Source organism: Aestuariibaculum marinum, assembly GCF_014596975.1.
In the GTDB taxonomy this organism is placed as follows: Bacteria; Bacteroidota; Bacteroidia; order Flavobacteriales; family Flavobacteriaceae; genus Aestuariibaculum; species Aestuariibaculum marinum.
Map to the genome: position 1 here is coordinate 803,423 of NZ_JACVXD010000002.1, position 18,676 is coordinate 822,098.

16 protein-coding genes are annotated in these 18,676 nt (G+C 34.3%); 13 read left to right on the forward strand and 3 right to left on the reverse strand.

The genetic code is table 11. The features are described from left to right. Window positions 1-5: 5 nt before the first annotated feature. Entirely contained in the window at window positions 6-1,193 is a 1,188-nt protein-coding gene (locus ICJ85_RS07210) for a Pycsar system effector family protein (protein WP_188223090.1), read from the reverse strand. A gap of 217 nt (window positions 1,194-1,410) precedes the next feature. On the opposite strand from ICJ85_RS07210, the gene ICJ85_RS07215 reads away from it, so the two are divergent. Beyond that, the gene (locus ICJ85_RS07215) at window positions 1,411-5,118 is read left to right on the forward strand and encodes a metallophosphoesterase (RefSeq protein WP_188223091.1); all 3,708 of its coding nucleotides are present in this window, start codon (window positions 1,411-1,413) and stop codon (window positions 5,116-5,118) included. Between the two features lie 15 nt (window positions 5,119-5,133). On the opposite strand, the gene ICJ85_RS07220 is transcribed toward ICJ85_RS07215, so the two are convergent. Next, window positions 5,134-5,952, reverse strand: a complete 819-nt coding sequence (locus ICJ85_RS07220) for a hypothetical protein (RefSeq protein ID WP_188223092.1) — start codon at window positions 5,950-5,952, stop codon at window positions 5,134-5,136. Window positions 5,953-6,045: 93 nt separating this feature from the next. Here ICJ85_RS07220 and ICJ85_RS07225 point away from each other — a divergent pair, with 93 nt between their 5' ends. The 12 genes from ICJ85_RS07225 to ICJ85_RS07280 all read left to right on the forward strand — a co-directional run bounded on the left by ICJ85_RS07225 (window position 6,046) and on the right by ICJ85_RS07280 (window position 17,043). After that, the gene (locus ICJ85_RS07225) at window positions 6,046-6,915 is read left to right on the forward strand and encodes an acyl-CoA thioesterase (protein WP_188223093.1); all 870 of its coding nucleotides are present in this window, start codon (window positions 6,046-6,048) and stop codon (window positions 6,913-6,915) included. Further along, complete coding sequence (locus tag ICJ85_RS07230) at window positions 6,915-7,604, forward strand: glycerophosphodiester phosphodiesterase (protein ID WP_188223094.1); 690 nt, start codon at window positions 6,915-6,917, stop codon at window positions 7,602-7,604. Before ICJ85_RS07225 ends, ICJ85_RS07230 begins: the two co-directional genes overlap by 1 nt. Window positions 7,605-7,689: 85 nt before the next feature. Continuing rightward, entirely contained in the window at window positions 7,690-8,901 is a 1,212-nt protein-coding gene (locus tag ICJ85_RS07235; protein WP_188223095.1) for a BaiN/RdsA family NAD(P)/FAD-dependent oxidoreductase, read from the forward strand. Beyond that, complete coding sequence (locus tag ICJ85_RS07240) at window positions 8,898-9,434, forward strand: DUF1697 domain-containing protein (protein ID WP_188223096.1); 537 nt, start codon at window positions 8,898-8,900, stop codon at window positions 9,432-9,434. The genes ICJ85_RS07235 and ICJ85_RS07240 overlap by 4 nt, the downstream gene beginning before the upstream one ends. Window positions 9,435-9,437: 3 nt before the next feature. Then, the gene (locus ICJ85_RS07245; protein WP_188223097.1) at window positions 9,438-10,523 is read left to right on the forward strand and encodes a diphosphomevalonate/mevalonate 3,5-bisphosphate decarboxylase family protein; all 1,086 of its coding nucleotides are present in this window, start codon (window positions 9,438-9,440) and stop codon (window positions 10,521-10,523) included. Between the two features lie 58 nt (window positions 10,524-10,581). After that, the gene (locus tag ICJ85_RS07250) at window positions 10,582-11,511 is read left to right on the forward strand and encodes a mevalonate kinase family protein (protein ID WP_188223098.1); all 930 of its coding nucleotides are present in this window, start codon (window positions 10,582-10,584) and stop codon (window positions 11,509-11,511) included. A 49-nt stretch (window positions 11,512-11,560) separates the two neighbouring features. Then, on the forward strand, window positions 11,561-12,475 hold the full coding sequence (locus ICJ85_RS07255) for a geranylgeranylglycerol-phosphate geranylgeranyltransferase (protein WP_188223099.1): 915 nt from the start codon (window positions 11,561-11,563) through the stop codon (window positions 12,473-12,475). Between the two features lie 41 nt (window positions 12,476-12,516). Continuing rightward, entirely contained in the window at window positions 12,517-13,392 is an 876-nt protein-coding gene (locus ICJ85_RS07260; RefSeq protein WP_188223100.1) for a pseudouridine synthase, read from the forward strand. A 478-nt stretch (window positions 13,393-13,870) separates the two neighbouring features. After that, complete coding sequence (locus tag ICJ85_RS07265) at window positions 13,871-15,268, forward strand: type III PLP-dependent enzyme domain-containing protein (RefSeq protein WP_188223101.1); 1,398 nt, start codon at window positions 13,871-13,873, stop codon at window positions 15,266-15,268. Between the two features lie 180 nt (window positions 15,269-15,448). Next, window positions 15,449-16,423 carry a deoxyhypusine synthase family protein gene (locus ICJ85_RS07270; RefSeq protein ID WP_188223102.1) on the forward strand — a complete coding sequence of 325 codons (975 nt, stop codon included), beginning with the start codon at window positions 15,449-15,451 and terminating at the stop codon, window positions 16,421-16,423. Window positions 16,424-16,446: 23 nt separating this feature from the next. Continuing rightward, entirely contained in the window at window positions 16,447-16,800 is a 354-nt protein-coding gene (locus ICJ85_RS07275) for a hypothetical protein (RefSeq protein WP_188223103.1), read from the forward strand. Between the two features lie 15 nt (window positions 16,801-16,815). Continuing rightward, on the forward strand, window positions 16,816-17,043 hold the full coding sequence (locus tag ICJ85_RS07280; protein ID WP_188223104.1) for a hypothetical protein: 228 nt from the start codon (window positions 16,816-16,818) through the stop codon (window positions 17,041-17,043). A 46-nt stretch (window positions 17,044-17,089) separates the two neighbouring features. On the opposite strand, the gene ICJ85_RS07285 is transcribed toward ICJ85_RS07280, so the two are convergent. Next, window positions 17,090-18,472: a mannosyltransferase gene (locus tag ICJ85_RS07285; RefSeq protein ID WP_188223105.1), complete on the reverse strand. Its 1,383-nt coding sequence runs from the start codon at window positions 18,470-18,472 to the stop codon at window positions 17,090-17,092. Window positions 18,473-18,676: the final 204 nt, after the last annotated feature.

Here is an 18,676-nt window from a genome sequence, read left to right on the forward strand (position 1 = left end):
TTACTTTAATTCATTAATTTAAACGAGATAGCGAAAGCTAATACCGATACGATAATACCAATCATAAAGCAAGAATAGGTAATGCGTAAAATACGGTATTTGCGGTCCAATACTTTTCCTAAAAAATATAAGTCTTTAGTAAGTGATGAATAAACGTAGTCTTTGTCTTTTAGAAGTTCGCTAATTGCCCATTCAAATTCGTTTAGTTCCATTTTATGAAAATTACCAAAGAAGGTCAGGTTCACATTTTTATTAGCTACATCTTCTTTTGTAAACTCTCCGCGTGTTACGTTTGGTCTCGTAGCAATGATGGATAAAACCATAGAAATGACACTGGAGGTTGTAAAAATGGCTGTTGGTATAATTAAAAAGGCATTACTAGGATTATCTAATTTTGAAAATAGATTAGATAAAACCAACGAAATGATAATGGCATTTACCGAAAGCAGAATATTCGCTTTAGTATCGGCAATATCACTCAGTTTTATGTGATTTCTTAAAGCAACGCGATAAAAGGTTTGAATGCCACGTTCTGGGCTTTCGCTTTTGTATTGAGCCTTATACTTTGCTTTAAGTTTTTCTTTATTTAATTGTTCTTTTAGCTTTTTCTTTCGCTTAATTAGTTTAGCAAGATTATCTTCTTTCTGTTTTTGCCAATGTTTTAAGGCGTAATCAGTATAAAATTCGTGTTTTTTGGTTAGTACTTTTATGTTTTCATCTAACCATTCTGAAGCCGAATAATTCTTTACACCCTGAATTTCCAGTTCTTTTCTTAAAAACTCGCTGGCCTCATCAAAATAAGGTTTGCCAAAGTGTGACGAGTCGGCATCACGAATAATTTTTTCTAATTCGGTAGTTGGTGATCCTTCAAATTTAGTAGCCAGAATACAGTTATTAATGGCGGCAATAGTGGTTTGGTCTACTTCTTTGTCTGTTAAAAATTCAGTAGCAATTTTTACACTTTCTTCCTCATGATTTTCTCTGGAATTAATATAGCCTGTATCGTGAAGTAGGGCTGCTAACTGAAGCATTTCAGCATCTTCTTTGCTGATTTCTGAGTTCTCTATAATTTCTCGTAGGCTTCTTAAAACACGCTCAGTATGTGTAAGGTTGTGATATAAAAAAGTTTGGTCTAATTGCGACTTAAACAAATTAAAAACAAACGATTCTGTGTTTTCTATTAATTGCGACATAAACTGTTGGGATTACACGGGTACAAATTACTAAATTTAACTAAAAGAGACAGTATTTTAATCTATAATCGAGATTTGAGAATTTCAATAAAAACAATCTTTTGGGCATTAATCTTTAGTGAGATAAGTTTAGGAAGTTTGTTTATCTTTAAAGTAGCTTGTTTTTATAACGTAGCGTAACTCAAATTAGTACCTTTATAGTTTAAAAATAACCTTAATGAAGTTATACTTTCAAACCATTTCAGTTTTAGTGAGTTTCATCATTTTAACGGCTTGTGCAACAAAAAAAGCGCAATATAAAAATGAAATCTCTACGAAGATCGATTTTCCTGATAAAGAAGTAGAAGCAACGTTTTATTTGATTGGCGATGGTGGTTTGGTGTATAATAATGAAGCTTCAGAAGGTATTAAAGCATTTCAGAATTTTATAAAAAATAGGGAAACTAAAAATGAGTTTGTTTTGTTTTTAGGTGATAATATTTATCCTGCAGGTATGCCTAAAAAGGGCAAAAAAGGAAGAGCCGAAGCGGAACAAAGTTTAATAGTGCAAATCCAAGCGGTAGAAGGGTTTGAAGGCAAAACTATTTTTATCCCAGGCAATCACGATTGGTATGCAAATCGATTGGTTGGATTAAAGGAAGAAGAAAAATTTATTGAAAAAGAACTTGGGAAAAACACTTTTTTACCGGAAAATGGTTGTCCAATTGAAAGTGTCGATGTTAGTGATAAGGTACAATTGGTTATTGTAGATACACAATGGTATTTAGAGAACTGGAATAAAAATCCAACAATAAACGACGATTGTGAGATAAAAACCGAGGAACGGTTTTTTGATGAATTAGAAGGAGAAATTAAAAAGGCACAAGGTAAAACTGTGGTAATTGCCATGCACCACCCAATGTTTACAAATGGCGCGCATGGTGGCGAGTTTGGTGCTGCAAAACATTTGTTTCCAATGCAGAAGCCTATTCCACTTCCTGGTTTGGCATCGTTAGCGGTGCAATTACGTGCGCAAGGCGGGGTGTCTCCACAAGATCGTTATAATAAGCGGTATAACGAACTAATGCAACGTATAGAAACGATGTCTATCAATAATGGTAATATCGTGTTTGTTTCGGGACATGAACATACTTTGCAGTATATAGAACATGAAGGCGTGAAGCAAATTATTTCCGGAGCAGGATCTAAAGAATCTTATGCCGCGTTAGGAGAAGATGGTTTGTTCTCCTACGGGAAGCAAGGGTTTGCGATCTATAAGGTTTTTAAAGATGGAAGTTCGCGGGTGTTGTTTTATGCGTCCAATAACGGAGAACCTAAATTATTATATCAAAAGGAAGTCTACAAACCGTATCAGCCGTTTGATGTGTCTGATTTAGATGAGCACTTCTCGCAAACGATGGAAGTTTCTGTTTACAGTGATGAAGAAACCGATCGTTCTCAATCGTTCAAAACGTTTTGGGGTGATCATTATCGCGATTTATATAGCACGAAAATCAAAGCCCGGGTAGCGACATTAGATACCCTTTATGGTGGATTGGAAATTGTTAGAAAGGGCGGTGGTCATCAAACACGATCTTTACGATTACAAACTAAAGATGGTCGTCAGTTTAATATGAGAGCACTTCGAAAAAGTGCAACGCAGTATCTTCAGGCGGTATTATTTAAGGATATTTATATAGAAAACGATTTTAAGCAGACCGAAGTTGAAGAGTTGATTCTTGATTTTTACACAGCAGCTCACCCCTATGCTTTCGAGATTATTCCGGAACTGTCAAAAGCAGCAAAAGTATATCATACCACCCCTCAACTTTATTACATTCCGAAGCATAAATATTTAGGAGATTTCAATGACGAATATGGTGATGAATTGTATATGATTGAAGAACGTCCGGAAGAAAACCAGGCGTATAAGAAGAATTTTGGATATGCCGATGATATTGAAAGTTCACATGATATTATTGCCAAAATAAGAAAGGATGAAAAGTATAAAATAGATGAAGAGGCATACATAAGAGCACGATTGTTTGATATGCTTATTGGCGATTGGGACAGGCATCAGGATCAGTGGAGGTGGGCACAATTCAATCAGGAAAATGGAGATAAACTGTATCGGCCAATTCCAAGAGATCGCGACCAAGCATTTTCAAATTTCGATGGCGGTTTGTTAACATTGCTTAAAAAAATTAGCAACCCGGTAAAGCAGCTTCAGGTTTACGATGCCGAGCTAAAAGATATTAAATGGATTAATAATGCAGGTATAAAATTAGATCGCGTATTAATTCAGAATGCAAAAGAAGATTTGTGGTTAGAACAAGCTAAATTTCTTCAGAAACATATAACCGATGACGTTATAGAAAGGGCCTTTAAAAATGTGCCAGATGCTGTTAAAAATGAACAGCTCCAGGATATAAAACAAAAGTTAACCGGCAGGCTTGGTAATCTTAAGGATATTGCCAGTCGTTACTATGCTTATTTAAACGAATTAGTGATTATCACAGCCACGGACAAAGATGATTATATCGAGGTGCTTCGTGTAGATGATTATAAGACCAGAGTTGTCATATCACGAATCAAAAAAGGGAAAAAGGCAGATATTTTAGTGGACAGAATTTTCGATAAAAACATTACTAAAGAACTTTGGGTTTATGGATTAGATGATAAAGATATTTTTGAGGTTTCTGGAGAGGGAAAACATCCTATTTTTACTAGATTAATCGGAGGGCAAAACAATGATACTTATATTATAAAAAACGGTAAGGGTATTAAAGTTTATGATTACAAGAGTAAGAAGAATACGGTCCAGGAAAATAAAGGAGGCGGAATTAATTTAACCGATATCTACACGTTGAATTTGTTCGATTACGAAAAAGGCATAATCCGAACTAATTTTATTGCTCCAGGTATAGGTTATAATCCTGATGATGGGATGAAGTTAGGAGTATCTTTTACCCGAACAACCAAAGGGTTTAAACGTAATCCGTTTTCAACACAGCATCGTTTTAATGGCGGGTATTATTTCGCTACCGACGGATATGATATACGGTATAACGGTGAGTTTGCAAATGTTTTTGGTGAATGGAATTTAGCTGTAGGTGGTATTTTTGCCAGTGAAAATTTTACCAATAATTTCTTTGGTTATGGAAACGAGACCGAAAATAAAGATGATAATTTAGGGTTAGATTACAATCGTGTAAAAACAGGAATTTATGGATTTGATATAGGACTATCCAAGACTACAAATTACGGAAGTGCCTTTGGAGCAAAATTAATGTTTGAAGGAATTGAAATTCAAGATACCCCGAATCGATTTATTTCAGAATTTGAACCGTTAATTAATCTTGATTTTTACGAGCGCCGTTTTTTTGCTGGTGCCGAAGTAAATTATAGCTATAACAGTTTCGATAAAAAGTTAAACCCATCACGCGGGATGACCTTTTTAACCGAAGTTGGTGGAAAAACCGAGCTTAAAGAATCGACGTTTACTTATGGTTATATCAATTCTAATTTAGGGTTTTACAATGCCTTATCGGTAAATAAAAAATGGGTGTTAAAAACCGATGCTCGAACTCAGTTACGATTTGGGGATGATTTAATATTTTATCAGGCTGCAAATATAGGAGGTGAAAATGGATTTAGAGGGTATCGTACACAACGTTTTACAGGGCGTAATTCGTTTATAGGTAGCGCCGATTTACGTTACAGTTTCAATTCGTTTAAAACCGGATTTGCACCGTTACAAATAGGTGTGTTTGGAGGTGGTGATGTAGGCCGTGTTTGGTTGAGAGGTGATCATTCCAATAAATGGCATAACGATTATGGAGGTGGTTTTTGGGTGGCAGCTGCCGAAACTGTTTCGGCTACGTTTAACCTGTTTAATGGAGAAGATGGTATGCGATTTTCATTCGGTTTTGGAATGAAGTTTTAAGTGATTTTGACAGACTTAATTTTTTTGCTTCAACTCAAAACTATAAATATTACTGCCTAAATCGTCATTACTTTCATCAGTGATTAAGATGGTATTGTCGTCTTCAAAACAAACACCTTCTTTTTGAGAATCGTGTTCAAAAGTTAGTTTAGTCAGCTTACCTCCAAAGAAATTGTCGTCTGTGAAGTTTGTTAACATCCATACTTTTTCATGGTTTAGTAAAACTACGGTTTTACCATCATCGCTAATATCGGCAGAGGTAATGAGGTTGTGTTTTCCGTTTAGGTTAAATTCAGTAAGAATTTCAGCGGTATGTTTTCCTAAAGCGTTTGGTACTTTTATTAAAATGGCTTTACCAGATTCTTTACTAAACAAGTAGAAAAAATTATTGTAAAGAAACATCGCCTCAAAGTCTTTAGGTTTTTCACCTTTAGGTAGTTTGAATTTTATCACTTCTGCGGTAGTTTCATCTTCAATGGCTTCTGGATTTGATATTTTTAAAATGCTTAGCCATTTTCGGTTTTTATCATTATTTCCAATATCTCCAATGTAAAGGTTGCCTTCCTTATCGGTGGTTAAATCTTCCCAATCCAGGTTATTTACATTTTTAACATCAATATCTTTTACAATATAACCTTTGTCGTTTAAGCCATAAACATTGTTGCGATTTCCGGCGTCTTCAATCACCCAGATTAGATTAGAATTTGTAGTGATTTCATTACCAGAAACTTCTTTTAAATTATTAGGAATATCAGCAACAACAGATAGTTTTCCTGTGCTGCAAGCAACAAATAATAAACAGATAAAAAGGGTAAACAAAATTCTTAAGGGCATGATTAATTATTTTGGGCAAAATTAAGTATTTAAAAAATATGGTTGGCTTATTTTCATTTATTAGATTTATAGATTCAATGGAAAAATTAGTGTATGACAACGGTTAATCAATTAATAGATCTTATAAAATTAGGTAAAACAGGCGATACAACTTTTGTTGGTAATAGTGTAACTATAGGTAGTCCGCATGTATTTGGTGGTCAGGTTTTGGCACAAGCCATTAATGCGGCGAGTAGAACCGATGTTAAAGACCGAATTTTACATTCTATGCATGCTTATTTTTTAGAGGCTGGAGATTTAACAAAACCCATTGAATATAATGTAAGCATTGTCCGCGATGGAGGAAGTTTTTCGGTTCGTCGTGTAACAGCGGCTCAGGAGGGTACCACCATTTTTATTTTATCGGCGTCTTTTCATAAAGAAGAAGAAGGCTATAATCATCAAATTGAGATGCCGAAAGGTATTAAGCAACCTGAAGAATTATTAAGTTGGACAGATATGCTCAATCAGTTTGGTGATGCTATTCCTTCAAGAACCAAAAGCTTTATAGAGGTTGAGCGTCCAATAGAGTTTAAACCGGTTGAAGTGGTAAATCCATTTAATAAAGAAGATTTGCCATCGTTTACACATGTTTGGTTTAAGTTAAATGGCGATGCTTCATCATTAGATCATGCTACCAAACAACAAATTTTGACCTACATATCAGACTATAATATTCTGGCAGCTGCCATGAATCGTCATGCCAGTAAAGCGCATTATGGGAACACCCAAACGGCAAGTTTAGATCATTCGATGTGGTATTTCCGAGATTTTGATTTCAACGATTGGATGTTGTATTCTATCGAATCACCCAATACATCAAACGCACGTGGTTTTGCTCGTGGCAATATTTTTACCAGAGATGGCAAGCTTGTGGCATCTGTAACTCAGGAAGGTTTAATGCGACCAATTAAAAAGAAATAATGAATTATAAAGGTTTAAAAGTGGGACATCGAGGCGCTTTGGCATATGTAGCAGAAAACACTATCGAGTCGATACAAAAAGCATTGAGTTTTAATGTAGATGGTATTGAAATAGATGTGCATGAGTGTGCTTCTGGAGAATTGGTGGTTTTCCATGATTTTACCTTAGATCGAATGACCAACGGAACGGGTGAAATTGGTAAACGGACTTTAAAAGAACTGAAAGAACTCAACGTTAACGAGCATTATAAAATACCAACGCTTGAAGAAGTTCTGGATTTGATTGATAAACGCTGTTTGTTGAATATTGAATTAAAAGGAAAACACACCGCAGCGAAAACCTGTGAGGTTATTGAAACCTATGTCAATGAAAAGGGTTGGAAGTATTCCGATTTTATTGTGTCCAGTTTTCAACATCACGAATTGGAAGATGTTTATAAACTAAGTAAGCAAATTCCGTTAGCGGTTTTAACGAAAGCCAATGTGGCCGAAGCTATTGAATTTGCTGAAACTATTAATTCAAAAATTATTCATCCCAATTTTGCTTTATTAACCCGTGAGAACGTTAATTTTGCCCAACAAAAAGGGTATAAAGTAAACACGTGGACGGTTAACGATGAAAAAACCATTGCCAGAATGAAAAGTTATGGCGTAGATGGTATCATCTCCGACTATCCAGATAGAATATGAAATGAGCTATAATAAATTTTGAATCCAATCGAGGTTATTTTTAGTGAATTACATCTGACCTTTGAAAGGTAATAAGTATGAACAGATGAAACAATACGATGTTATTATAGTTGGTGGTGGAGCAGCAGGTTTTTTTGCGGGAATCAATATCGCTGAGCAGAATCCGGAGTTAAAAGTCGTTATTTTAGAAAAGGCAAAAGAAGGACTTCAAAAGGTGAAAATATCTGGTGGTGGTCGCTGTAATGTGACGCATGCCGAATTTATTCCGCAGGAATTAATAAAGAATTACCCGCGTGGTGAGAAGGAACTTTTAGGACCTTTCCATCAGTTTATGACAGGTGATACTATTGAATGGTTTGAAAAACGCGGCGTGCCTTTAAAAATTGAAGATGACGGACGTATGTTTCCGGAATCTAATTCTTCACAAACCATTATTGATTGTTTTTTAAGTGAAGCCAAAAAGCATCAGGTTGAGGTATTGTACAGTCAGAATGTTTTGGATATTCAACCTTCAGATGAAGGATTTGAGGTGCAAACTAAAGAAGAAACGTATCAATGTCAAACCCTTTTAATTGCTACGGGAAGCAGTGTGAAATTCTGGAAACTTCTTGAAAATTTAGGGCATACTATTTCGCAACCCGTTCCGTCGTTATTCACTTTTAATATTAACGATAGCCGCATAAAAAACATACCTGGTGTTGTGGCTTCCTATGTTGAGGTTTCTGTTTTAGGGACTAATTTATATAGTGAAGGCCCGTTGTTAATTACGCATTGGGGTATGAGTGCGCCGTCTATTTTAAAGCTTTCTGCATTTGGTGCGGTGGAGCTGGCAAAACTGGATTATAAATTTCAAATTGAAATTAATTTTATCAGGCAGTCGTTTGAAGATTGTTTAGATGAGTTAAAAGTCTTGAAACAGGATTTAGCCAAGAAAACCGTGTTTAAATCGACGCAATTCGATTTGCCAAAACGCTTATGGCATCAAATGGTCTTGGCCTCAAATATGGATGAGCAAACCCGTTGGGCTGATTTAAACAAACAACAATTGGAGGCTTTGGGAGCACAATTAACCAAAGCTGTTTTTAATGTAGAAGGAAAAAGCACCTTTAAAGATGAATTTGTTACGGCAGGTGGAGTCGATTTAAAGGAAATTAATTTTAAAACTTTTGAAAGCCGAATTCATAAAAATCTGTTTTTTGCTGGAGAAGTGTTAAATATCGATGCTGTTACCGGTGGATTTAACTTTCAAAATGCCTGGACAGGCGCATATATTGCATCAAAAGCCATAGCAAAATGAAACCCTTCATCGCATTACTTCGAGGTATAAACGTTAGCGGACAAAAGAAAATCCCAATGGCAGAGTTAAGAACTTTGTTGTCTAATGCTGGATTTACTGGAGTACAAACATATATTCAAAGTGGAAATGTGGTTTTTCGATCGGATGTGAAAGATGAAAAATCGATATCAGAAACTATTTCAAAAGCGATATTAAAACAATTCGGTTTCGACGTGTCGGTTTTAGTGAAAACCCTTGAAGATTTTCAAGCTGTTTTTGAGGCAAGTCCGTTTTCAGAAGAGGCGTTAAAGAAAAGCTATTTCATGTTGTTGTTTGATAAACCGAAACTTGAATTAGCAGAGCAAATTATGCAGTTAAGCACCTCCGAAGAACAATTTACTATTACAGAAAATTGTGTTTATTTTTACAGCGCCAACGGCTATGGTAAAACGAAATTCAATAATAATTTTTTCGAGCGCAAATTGAACATCATTGCGACTGCAAGAAACTATAATACTATGGTAAAGTTGTTATCTTTGTCGGCAGAATCTTAACACATGACCGAAGCACAATTTATTCCGAAAGCATATACCAATACAGTAGAGCAAGGTAAGGTAACCTGGGAGTCGCCAAGTAATATTGCCTTAGTGAAATACTGGGGGAAGAAGAAAAATCAAATCCCAGAAAACCCATCTATTAGTTTTACTCTTAATAACTGTAAAACCATTACGACCTTAACTTTTGAAAAAAAAGAGGATACGTCTGATTTTGATTTTGAAGTGTATTTAGATGGTGAAAAAAAGGACGGTTTTAAACCAAAAATCGAAACATTTTTCAAGCGCGTTGAAGCGTATGTTCCCTTTTTAAAGGATTATAAATTTGTAGTTGAAACACGAAACACCTTTCCACATAGTTCGGGTATCGCTTCTTCCGCAAGTGGGATGAGTGCCATGGCGTTGTGTTTAATGAGTGTTGAAAAGCAGTTGAGTTCTAACGAAATTTCAGAAGAATATTTCAATCAAAAAGCATCATTTTTAGCGCGATTAGGTTCAGGAAGTGCTTGTAGAAGTATTGAAGGCGATTTAATAGTTTGGGGAGAAAACGAAGTTGTGAAAGGTAGCAGCGATTTATTTGGTGTGAAATATCCTTACGCGGTTCACGATAATTTTAAAGAATATCAGGATACTATTCTTTTGGTTGATAAAGGCGAAAAGCAGGTGAGTAGCACGGTTGGTCATAATTTAATGTTTAATCATCCGTATGCACAAAACCGATTTGCGCAGGCGCACGATAATTTAGAAAAATTAAAACCCATTTTAGAATCTGGAAATCTGGATGAATTTATCAGTTTAATAGAAAGTGAAGCTCTAACACTGCACGCTATGATGATGACCAGTATGCCGTATTTTATTTTAATGAAACCAAACACTTTGGAAATTATCAATAAAATTTGGGCTTTTAGAAAAGAAACTGGGGCGCATATTGGCTTTACTTTAGATGCCGGAGCTAATGTACATGTATTATATCCGAAAAAAGAATCAGAAAAAATCCTAGAATTTATAAAGAACGAGTTAGTTGGATATTGTCAAAACGAGCAATATATTTGCGACCAGATAGGTTTTGGTGCGCAACAAGTACAATAATATTCTTATCTTTGTCTAAAATATTGGTTTTAAGCGTGTAGCTAATTGAATATAAATTATGAAAGGACCTCTTTTTTACTCGAAAATTTTATTGTTTGGTGAGTACGGTATCATCAAAGATTCTAAAGGCTTATCAATTCCCTATAACTTTTATAATGGGGCTCTAAAAGTTTCGGAGCATCCTTCAGAAGAGGCTATTCAATCTAATCAAAGTTTGAAACGATTTGCCGATTATTTAGAAAACATAAATCCGGAGTTAGTAACTTTCGATATCGCTGCTTTAAAAAATGATGTTGAAGAAGGCATGTACTTCGATTCTTCTATTCCGCAAGGTTATGGTGTTGGAAGTAGTGGCGCTTTAGTGGCTGCGATTTACTACAACTATGCGAAGGATAAAATTACGGTTTTAGAAAATTTAACGCGTGAAAAACTGTTACAGTTAAAATCGATTTTTTCTGAAATGGAGTCGTTTTTCCACGGTAAATCATCAGGATTAGATCCGTTAAACAGCTATTTAAGCATTCCAATTCTTATCAATTCTAAAGATAATATTGAAGCGACTGGTATTCCTTCTCAAAAACCAGACGGAAAAGGTGCTGTATTTTTATTAGATAGTGGTATTGTTGGTGAAACCGCTCCAATGATTAGCATTTTCATGGAAAATATGAAGCAGGAAGGGTTCCGTAGTATGCTTAAAGATCAGTTTATAAAACATACCGACGCCTGTGTTGACGATTTCTTAAAGGGTGATGTGAAATCGTTATTCCAAAATACAAAACAATTATCTAAAGTAGTTTTAAGTCATTTTAAACCAATGATTCCAAAACAATTTCACGAGCTTTGGAAAAAAGGACTAGAGACTAACGATTATTATCTTAAACTGTGTGGTTCTGGTGGCGGAGGCTATATTTTAGGATTTACTGAAGATATAGAAAAAGCTAAATCAGCATTATCTGATTATAAACTGGAAGTGGTTTATAACTTCTAAAACTTCTGTCATTCTGAAATTTTTCAGAATCTCATAAACATTTTATTATATGCTTAACCGAAGACAGAAACATATTCTCATTAAGTTTTTTAGTATGTTTTCTGTAGTTCGTGGCTACAATATTCTTATTATTGTTATTGCCCAGTATTTAGCGAGTATTTATATTTTAGGAAATCATCTACCGGTGAAATCGGTGGTTTTCGATTTAAATTTATTTATGCTGGTTATGGCGAGTGCGATGACGATTGCCGGAGGGTATATTATCAATAATTTTTACGATTCAGAGAAAGATTTAATTAACAGGCCTCAAAAATCGATGCTGGATCGATTGGTAAGTCAGAATACGAAACTTTCATTGTATTTTGTTCTTAATTTCTTAGCAGTTATTCTGGCAAGTTATGTATCGTTTAGGGCTGTATTGTTTTTCTCGGTGTATATTTTCGGTATTTGGTTTTATTCGCATAAGCTTAAGAAGTTGCCGTTCATAGGTAATTTAACATCAGCAATCCTCACAATTACCCCGTTTTTTGTCATATTCATTTATTACAGGAATTTTGAGCCTGTAATTTTTGTTCATGCCATGTTTTTATTTTTAATGATTTCCATGCGAGAACTCACAAAGGATCTGGAAAATATAAAAGGAGATATGGCACAAGATTATAAAACCATTCCTATTGTTTATGGCGAGAAGGCTTCAAAACTAATGCTTACTGTTTTGGGAGTATTAACCGTGATTCCGGCATATTTGCTGATTAATAAATTTCATGTGGGGAAGATGAGTTACTTTTTTTACGCGAGTATCTTTTTATTAATCATTTTTCAGTTTCTATTGTGGAAATCAAACAGTAAATTGCAGTATCTTATACTTCATAATATAATAAAGTTCATTATTCTGGCAGGGGTTTTTAGTATTCCTCTTATTGATATTTCACTGGTTTTGAATAAAATTACATTAATTCGCTAAGGAACGAATTATAGATTATCTTTGCACAAAAATTATAACGAATGAGCAGACATCAAGGGACAAATAGAAAAGGGAAGCCTTCAGGAAGAAAGCAGCAAACAGGGTCCAATAGAAATTCTAGCAGAGGTGCCGGAAATTCTAATACCAAAAGCTTTGCCAGAGGAAATGCGCCTGTGAAAAAAACAAGCTCAAATCAGCAAAAATCGAATTCAGATGAAATTCGCTTAAATAAATACGTTGCAAACTCAGGAATGTGTTCGCGACGAGAGGCCGATGTGCATATTGCAACTGGTTTGGTAACCGTAAATGGAAAAGTGGTTACTGAAATGGGATATAAAGTGAAGCCTGGTGACGAAGTACGTTACGATGGTTCACGTATTAATCCTGAGAAAAAAGCCTATGTATTATTAAACAAACCAAAAGGTTTTGCAACGACCACAAGTGAAGGAAAAGGAAGAACTGTAATGGATTTGGTTGCTAATGCAACCAGTTCAAGAATTAAGCCTATTGGTCGTTTAGGGCGTAACTCTAAAGGGCTTATCTTATTTACAAATGATGAAGCTATTGTTAATAAGTTTACCAATTCAAAAAATGGAGTGCCGCGTTTATTCCATATTGAGTTAAGTAAAAACTTAAAGCTGGAAGATTTAAAGAAGATTGAAGCCGGATTTAAAATAGATGATAAACTAATTACAGTAGAAGAGATTAGTTACATTGACGGCGCTTCGAAAAAAGAGATAGGTTTAAAAATTAAGAATACCGGAAATACTATTATCCGAACAATTTTTGAACACTTAAACTACGATATTGTAAGTTTAGATTGTGTGGCTATCGCACATTTAACAAAAAAGGATATTCCAAGAGGTCACTGGAAACACTTAACCGAGCAGGAACTTAATGGTTTACAAATGTTGTAAGGTTTAGTGAATCAATAATAAAGAATGTTAAGACCAGTAAATTCAATTTACTGGTCTTTTTTTGTTTAAAATTGACGGTTTTTAACGCTGAAATTTTAAAATAGAAAGCTTGCTGAGTGGCTGATTTCATTGGAAAGCCTTGTGTTTATTGGTTAAAAAAATATTCAAAAAAAATATTCAAAAGAGTTTGAAATTCATTTTTTTGTATTTCATTTGTAACCTAATTAGCTGAACAATTGAAATCTGTTTTTATGTTCGGGCTTTTGAACAATAGGAAGTCATTTTCAAGAGCAGCTTATAGATTAAGTAACCGAATTTTAGAGCTAGCTTCCGCGTATTACATCTTTTTAAGTCAACATTTGTTTGGCTTTATTCCTACGACTCATCCTCAACTACAGGTTTGATATATTTTATTTGATATTGACTTAATATTGAATTATATTATAATTCTCATTTTTAAAATATTTAAAATAAAATAATGAATACCAAATACATCGATTTAATTAATCAAACATTCGATTTTCCACAAGAAGAGTTTAAACTGGAAGAAAAACACTTACAGTTTCATGATATTGATTTAATGGCCTTGGTAGAGGAGTATGGAGCACCTTTAAAATTCACGTATTTGCCTCAAATTTCTAATAATATAAACAAGGCAAAAGGTTGGTTTAACAAGGCTTTAAAAAACAATAAGTATAAAGGGAAATACCATTATTGTTATTGTACAAAAAGCTCGCACTTTAAGCACGTTTTAAACGAAGCTTTAAAGAATGATATTCATATAGAAACCTCGTCGGCTTTCGATATTGATATTGTTGAAAATTTAAAGAAGGAAGGTAAAATTACCGATGATACTTTTGTAATTAGTAACGGATTTAAACGTTCACAATATGTAACAAATATTGCCAGACTTATTAACAACGGACATAAAAACGCGATTCCAATTATTGATAATTACGAAGAGTTAGATTTACTTTCTCAGGAAATAGAAGGTAAATTTAATGTAGGAATTCGAATTGCATCAGAGGAAGAGCCTAAGTTTGAGTTTTATACCTCTCGCTTAGGGATTGGCTATAAGAATATTGTTCCTTTTTATAAAAATCAGATTCAAGGTAATAAAAAAGTAAACCTTAAAATGTTGCACTTTTTTATTAATACTGGTATTCGTGATAATGCGTATTACTGGAATGAGCTGCACAAATGTTTAAAGGTATATACAAGTCTTAAGAAGATTTGTCCGACTTTAGATAGTTTAAATATTGGAGGCGGTTTTCCAATTAAAAATTCGTTGGCTTTCGAATTCGATTATGAGTATATGGTTGATGAAATTATCAATCAAATTAAATTAGCTTGTGAAGAGGAGGAAGTTCCGGTGCCACATATTTTTACTGAATTTGGAAGCTTTACAGTTGGTGAAAGTGGTGGAGCTATATACGAAGTGCTATACCAAAAGCAACAAAATGACCGTGAGAAGTGGAACATGATCAATTCATCATTTATTACAACGCTTCCAGATACCTGGGCGATTAACAAGCGTTTTATCTTGTTGCCAATAAACCGTTGGAACGATAGCTACGAACGTGTGTTGTTAGGAGGTTTAACCTGTGATAGTGACGATTATTACAACAGTGAACAGCATATGAATGCGATTTACTTACCAAAGTATAATAAGGAAAAACCGCTTTATCTAGGGTTCTTTAATACCGGTGCGTATCAGGAAACCATTGGAGGGTTTGGTGGGTTGCAACACTGTTTAATTCCGTCACCTAAACATGTTCTAATCGATAGAGATGAAGAAGGAAACATTACAACATCACTATTTAGTGAACAACAAAAAAGCGAAGATCTGCTTAAGATTTTAGGTTACGATAACTAAAATTCGAGAACAAAAGGAATGTGTGTTTGTTGGGTAAATAATGTTTTAGAATGAATACAAATTTCAGAATTGTTTTAAGCAGCATTGTATTATAAAAGGTTAAGTTATAAATTTATACGTGAAGAAGTGATTGAAAACAAGAAATGCTTCAGCGTAAAAACATATTAAAGCATAAAGAAAATGAGTACTAAAGGACCAATTTCACAATTTATAGAAAAGCATTATTTGCATTTTAATGCAGCGGCTTTAGTCGATGCAGCAAAGGGCTACGAAGCACAATTGGCTTCAGGAGCTAAAATGTTAGTGTCGTTAGCAGGAGCCATGAGTACTGCCGAATTGGGTAAAAGTTTTGCTGAAATGATTCGTCAGGATAAAGTACAAATCATCTCTTGTACAGGAGCAAACCTGGAAGAGGATATCATGAATTTAGTAGCGCATTCGCACTATAAGCGTGTGCCTAACTATAGAGATTTAACTCCAAAGGAAGAGTGGGATTTATTGGAGCAAGGATTAAACCGTGTTACCGATACGTGTATTCCTGAGGAGGAAGCATTCCGTCGTTTGCAAAAGCATATTTTTGAAATATGGAAAGATGCCGACGATAAAGGTGAGCGTTATCTGCCACATGAGTACATGTATAAAATGTTATTATCCGGTGTGTTAGAGGAATATTACGAGATCGATTTAAAAGATTCTTGGATGTATGCAGCAGCCGAAAAGAATTTACCTATTGTATGCCCAGGATGGGAAGATAGCACAATGGGTAACATCTTTGCGAGTTATGTGTTAAAAGGCGAGCTTAAAGCAAGTACTATGAAATCTGGTATTGAATACATGACTTTTTTAGCAGACTGGTATACCGATAATTCAGAAAACGGTATAGGGTTTTTCCAAATAGGTGGTGGTATCGCTGGGGATTTCCCAATCTGTGTTGTGCCAATGTTATATCAGGATATGGAACGCACGGATACGCCATTCTGGAGTTATTTCTGCCAGATTAGCGACTCGACAACCAGTTATGGTTCTTACTCGGGAGCCGTACCAAACGAAAAGATTACTTGGGGTAAATTAGATATCGATACGCCTAAGTTTATTATAGAAAGTGATGCAACTATTGTTGCGCCGTTAATTTTTGCATATTTATTAGATCAATAATATAACCAACCCAAAAAATTAAAATGTTACGTAAAATTGTAGATTACAAAAAGTTGAATCAGGATATCTTAAATCTTCTGGTAGACAAATTTCCTGATGGATATGATGACTCCGATGTGATTTCATTTAGAAATGCTCAAAATGAAATTATTGAGGCGGTGGAGGTACGTACCGATGATACTATTTATTTAGTAAAAGTTGGTAAGCGTCTTGTACAAGCAATGGAAGACTTTGGTGACGATGATAGCGATGATAATGATACCGAAGTAGATTTCGAAAGCGTAAAAGTTGAAGACGGTGATGAAGATAGTGGTGAAGACGAGGATTCAGCAAATGATGTTGCTGATACCGACGATGAAGACGACGATAACGACTAAATAATTGTATGTGTAATGAGAACAGCTGTTTTTAAGTCTTACAAAAAAGGGTATTTTACTTTTTGGTTTGAAAATGGAGAGGAATTGGTGTTCGAAGAAGTTCATCCAAGAGTGTTAAAACAATACGATTTAAAGAATGACAAAAGTTATATCGATCAAGAGTTTAGAATAACGTTTGTTGAGGATTATGAAGATGAGGATGCTGTAATTTATAGAGTGGAAAGTTTAAAACCAATCCAATAAATTTAAAATCTTCTACCTTATAAAAGAAAGATAACAGTCTGCTATTTTAAATAATGGCAGACTTTTTTATACCCAAAGGTTTCTTTAAAATAACTTCGCATGTAAACGCCGCATAGACAATAAGGTATTCTGTGGCAATTATCCAAAGGTTTTCCTGATCTGCAGTATTTGAGTAGGCTAAATAACTTAAAATAATAACAAAGCTCCATATCAAAGGGAATTTGTATGTCGTAAACACCGATAAAATTAAAAGTGTGGCAATGTACCATGGATGCACAGTTGTGGCGGTAAAATAATAAAAGCTCAGTACGAAAAGCATTGAAGATATAAGTAGTGGTATGGATCTGTTATTTCTAAAAAAGGTTACAATTAAGACGAATAGAATAACTAAAACAGGAATATATTTTCCAATAATGGCAATTTCATTATAACCTCGAAATGTATATCCTATAGCTCTTGCTATGTAATATAAACTTGCATTGAATTCAAATCGTTGGAACCACAAACCAACAGTTTGAGCATAGTTATTAACAAATTCGGAAGATATAAACGGAAGAAAACTAATGATAATTACGACTCCAGAAATACTATAATATCCTGCTAATTTTAGGAATCCTTTAGTTTTTGAAATCTCTCTGATTATAAACCATTGAAATAATAATGGTAAAAATATTAAAGGAATAAGTTTAGTAGAAACCGATAAGCCTAAAGTAACAGCAGACAGGATCCAGTGATCTTTGAAAAGTAAATATAAACTCCAGATTAAAAAGAAAACCATGACACCTTCAAAATGAAGATTACCTGTTAATTCAATAATAATAAACGGGTTGAGTAAATACCAAAATATGTTATGAACAGGCTTGTTAATAACCTTTAAAAGTTGCTTTCCGAAGTAGAAAGTCCCAAAATCTGCCGCAATAATTATTAAACGCATTACAACTACCGAACCCAAGATATTGGTTTTAGCAAATAATGCTGCAATTAAAAAACACAGTTGATTTAGCGGAGGGTAATTGGTAAAGTGACTGGCGTTTAGCTTACCCATGCCTTTAAATAATTCTTCGGCTTGTGCTACCTGGAATTCATTGTTGTTTATAAAGGATGCAACATTAAATAAATAAGGGTTGTTACCTTCAAGCAATAGTCTGCCATCCCATATAAATCGGTAGAAATCTTGAGAGAGATTCGGTATGGCAAAAATAAATAGTGCACGGAAACCAAAGGCAAAACCTGTTAACAACTTAGTGTTTGTTTTGTTATAATTAACAAGTGAATAAAACAATAAGAATAGTGTGCTATACAATAAAAGTAACTTAGTATAGTCAGTACGAACTAAGTCGTAGGCGAATATAAAATATAAAACAGAAGAAGCTATTGCTAATAGAATTAGGGCATTCTTATTGTTTTCAATTTGTAAGTTGCTAAACATATTTCAAATATAACATCATTTACAATGTATTACGAGTCTAAAAGTTTTTGACTTCCTTAATTTTTTGAGGACTTTTTTTAAGGACATTTTAAAAGAACAGCCTTAATAAAGTCAATTAGCTAATTCTTTTATTGAAAATTATTTTTTGGAATAAAAAACCTAAATTTATGTAAGACTATAAATGCCATTAGTTGACTTTCCGTA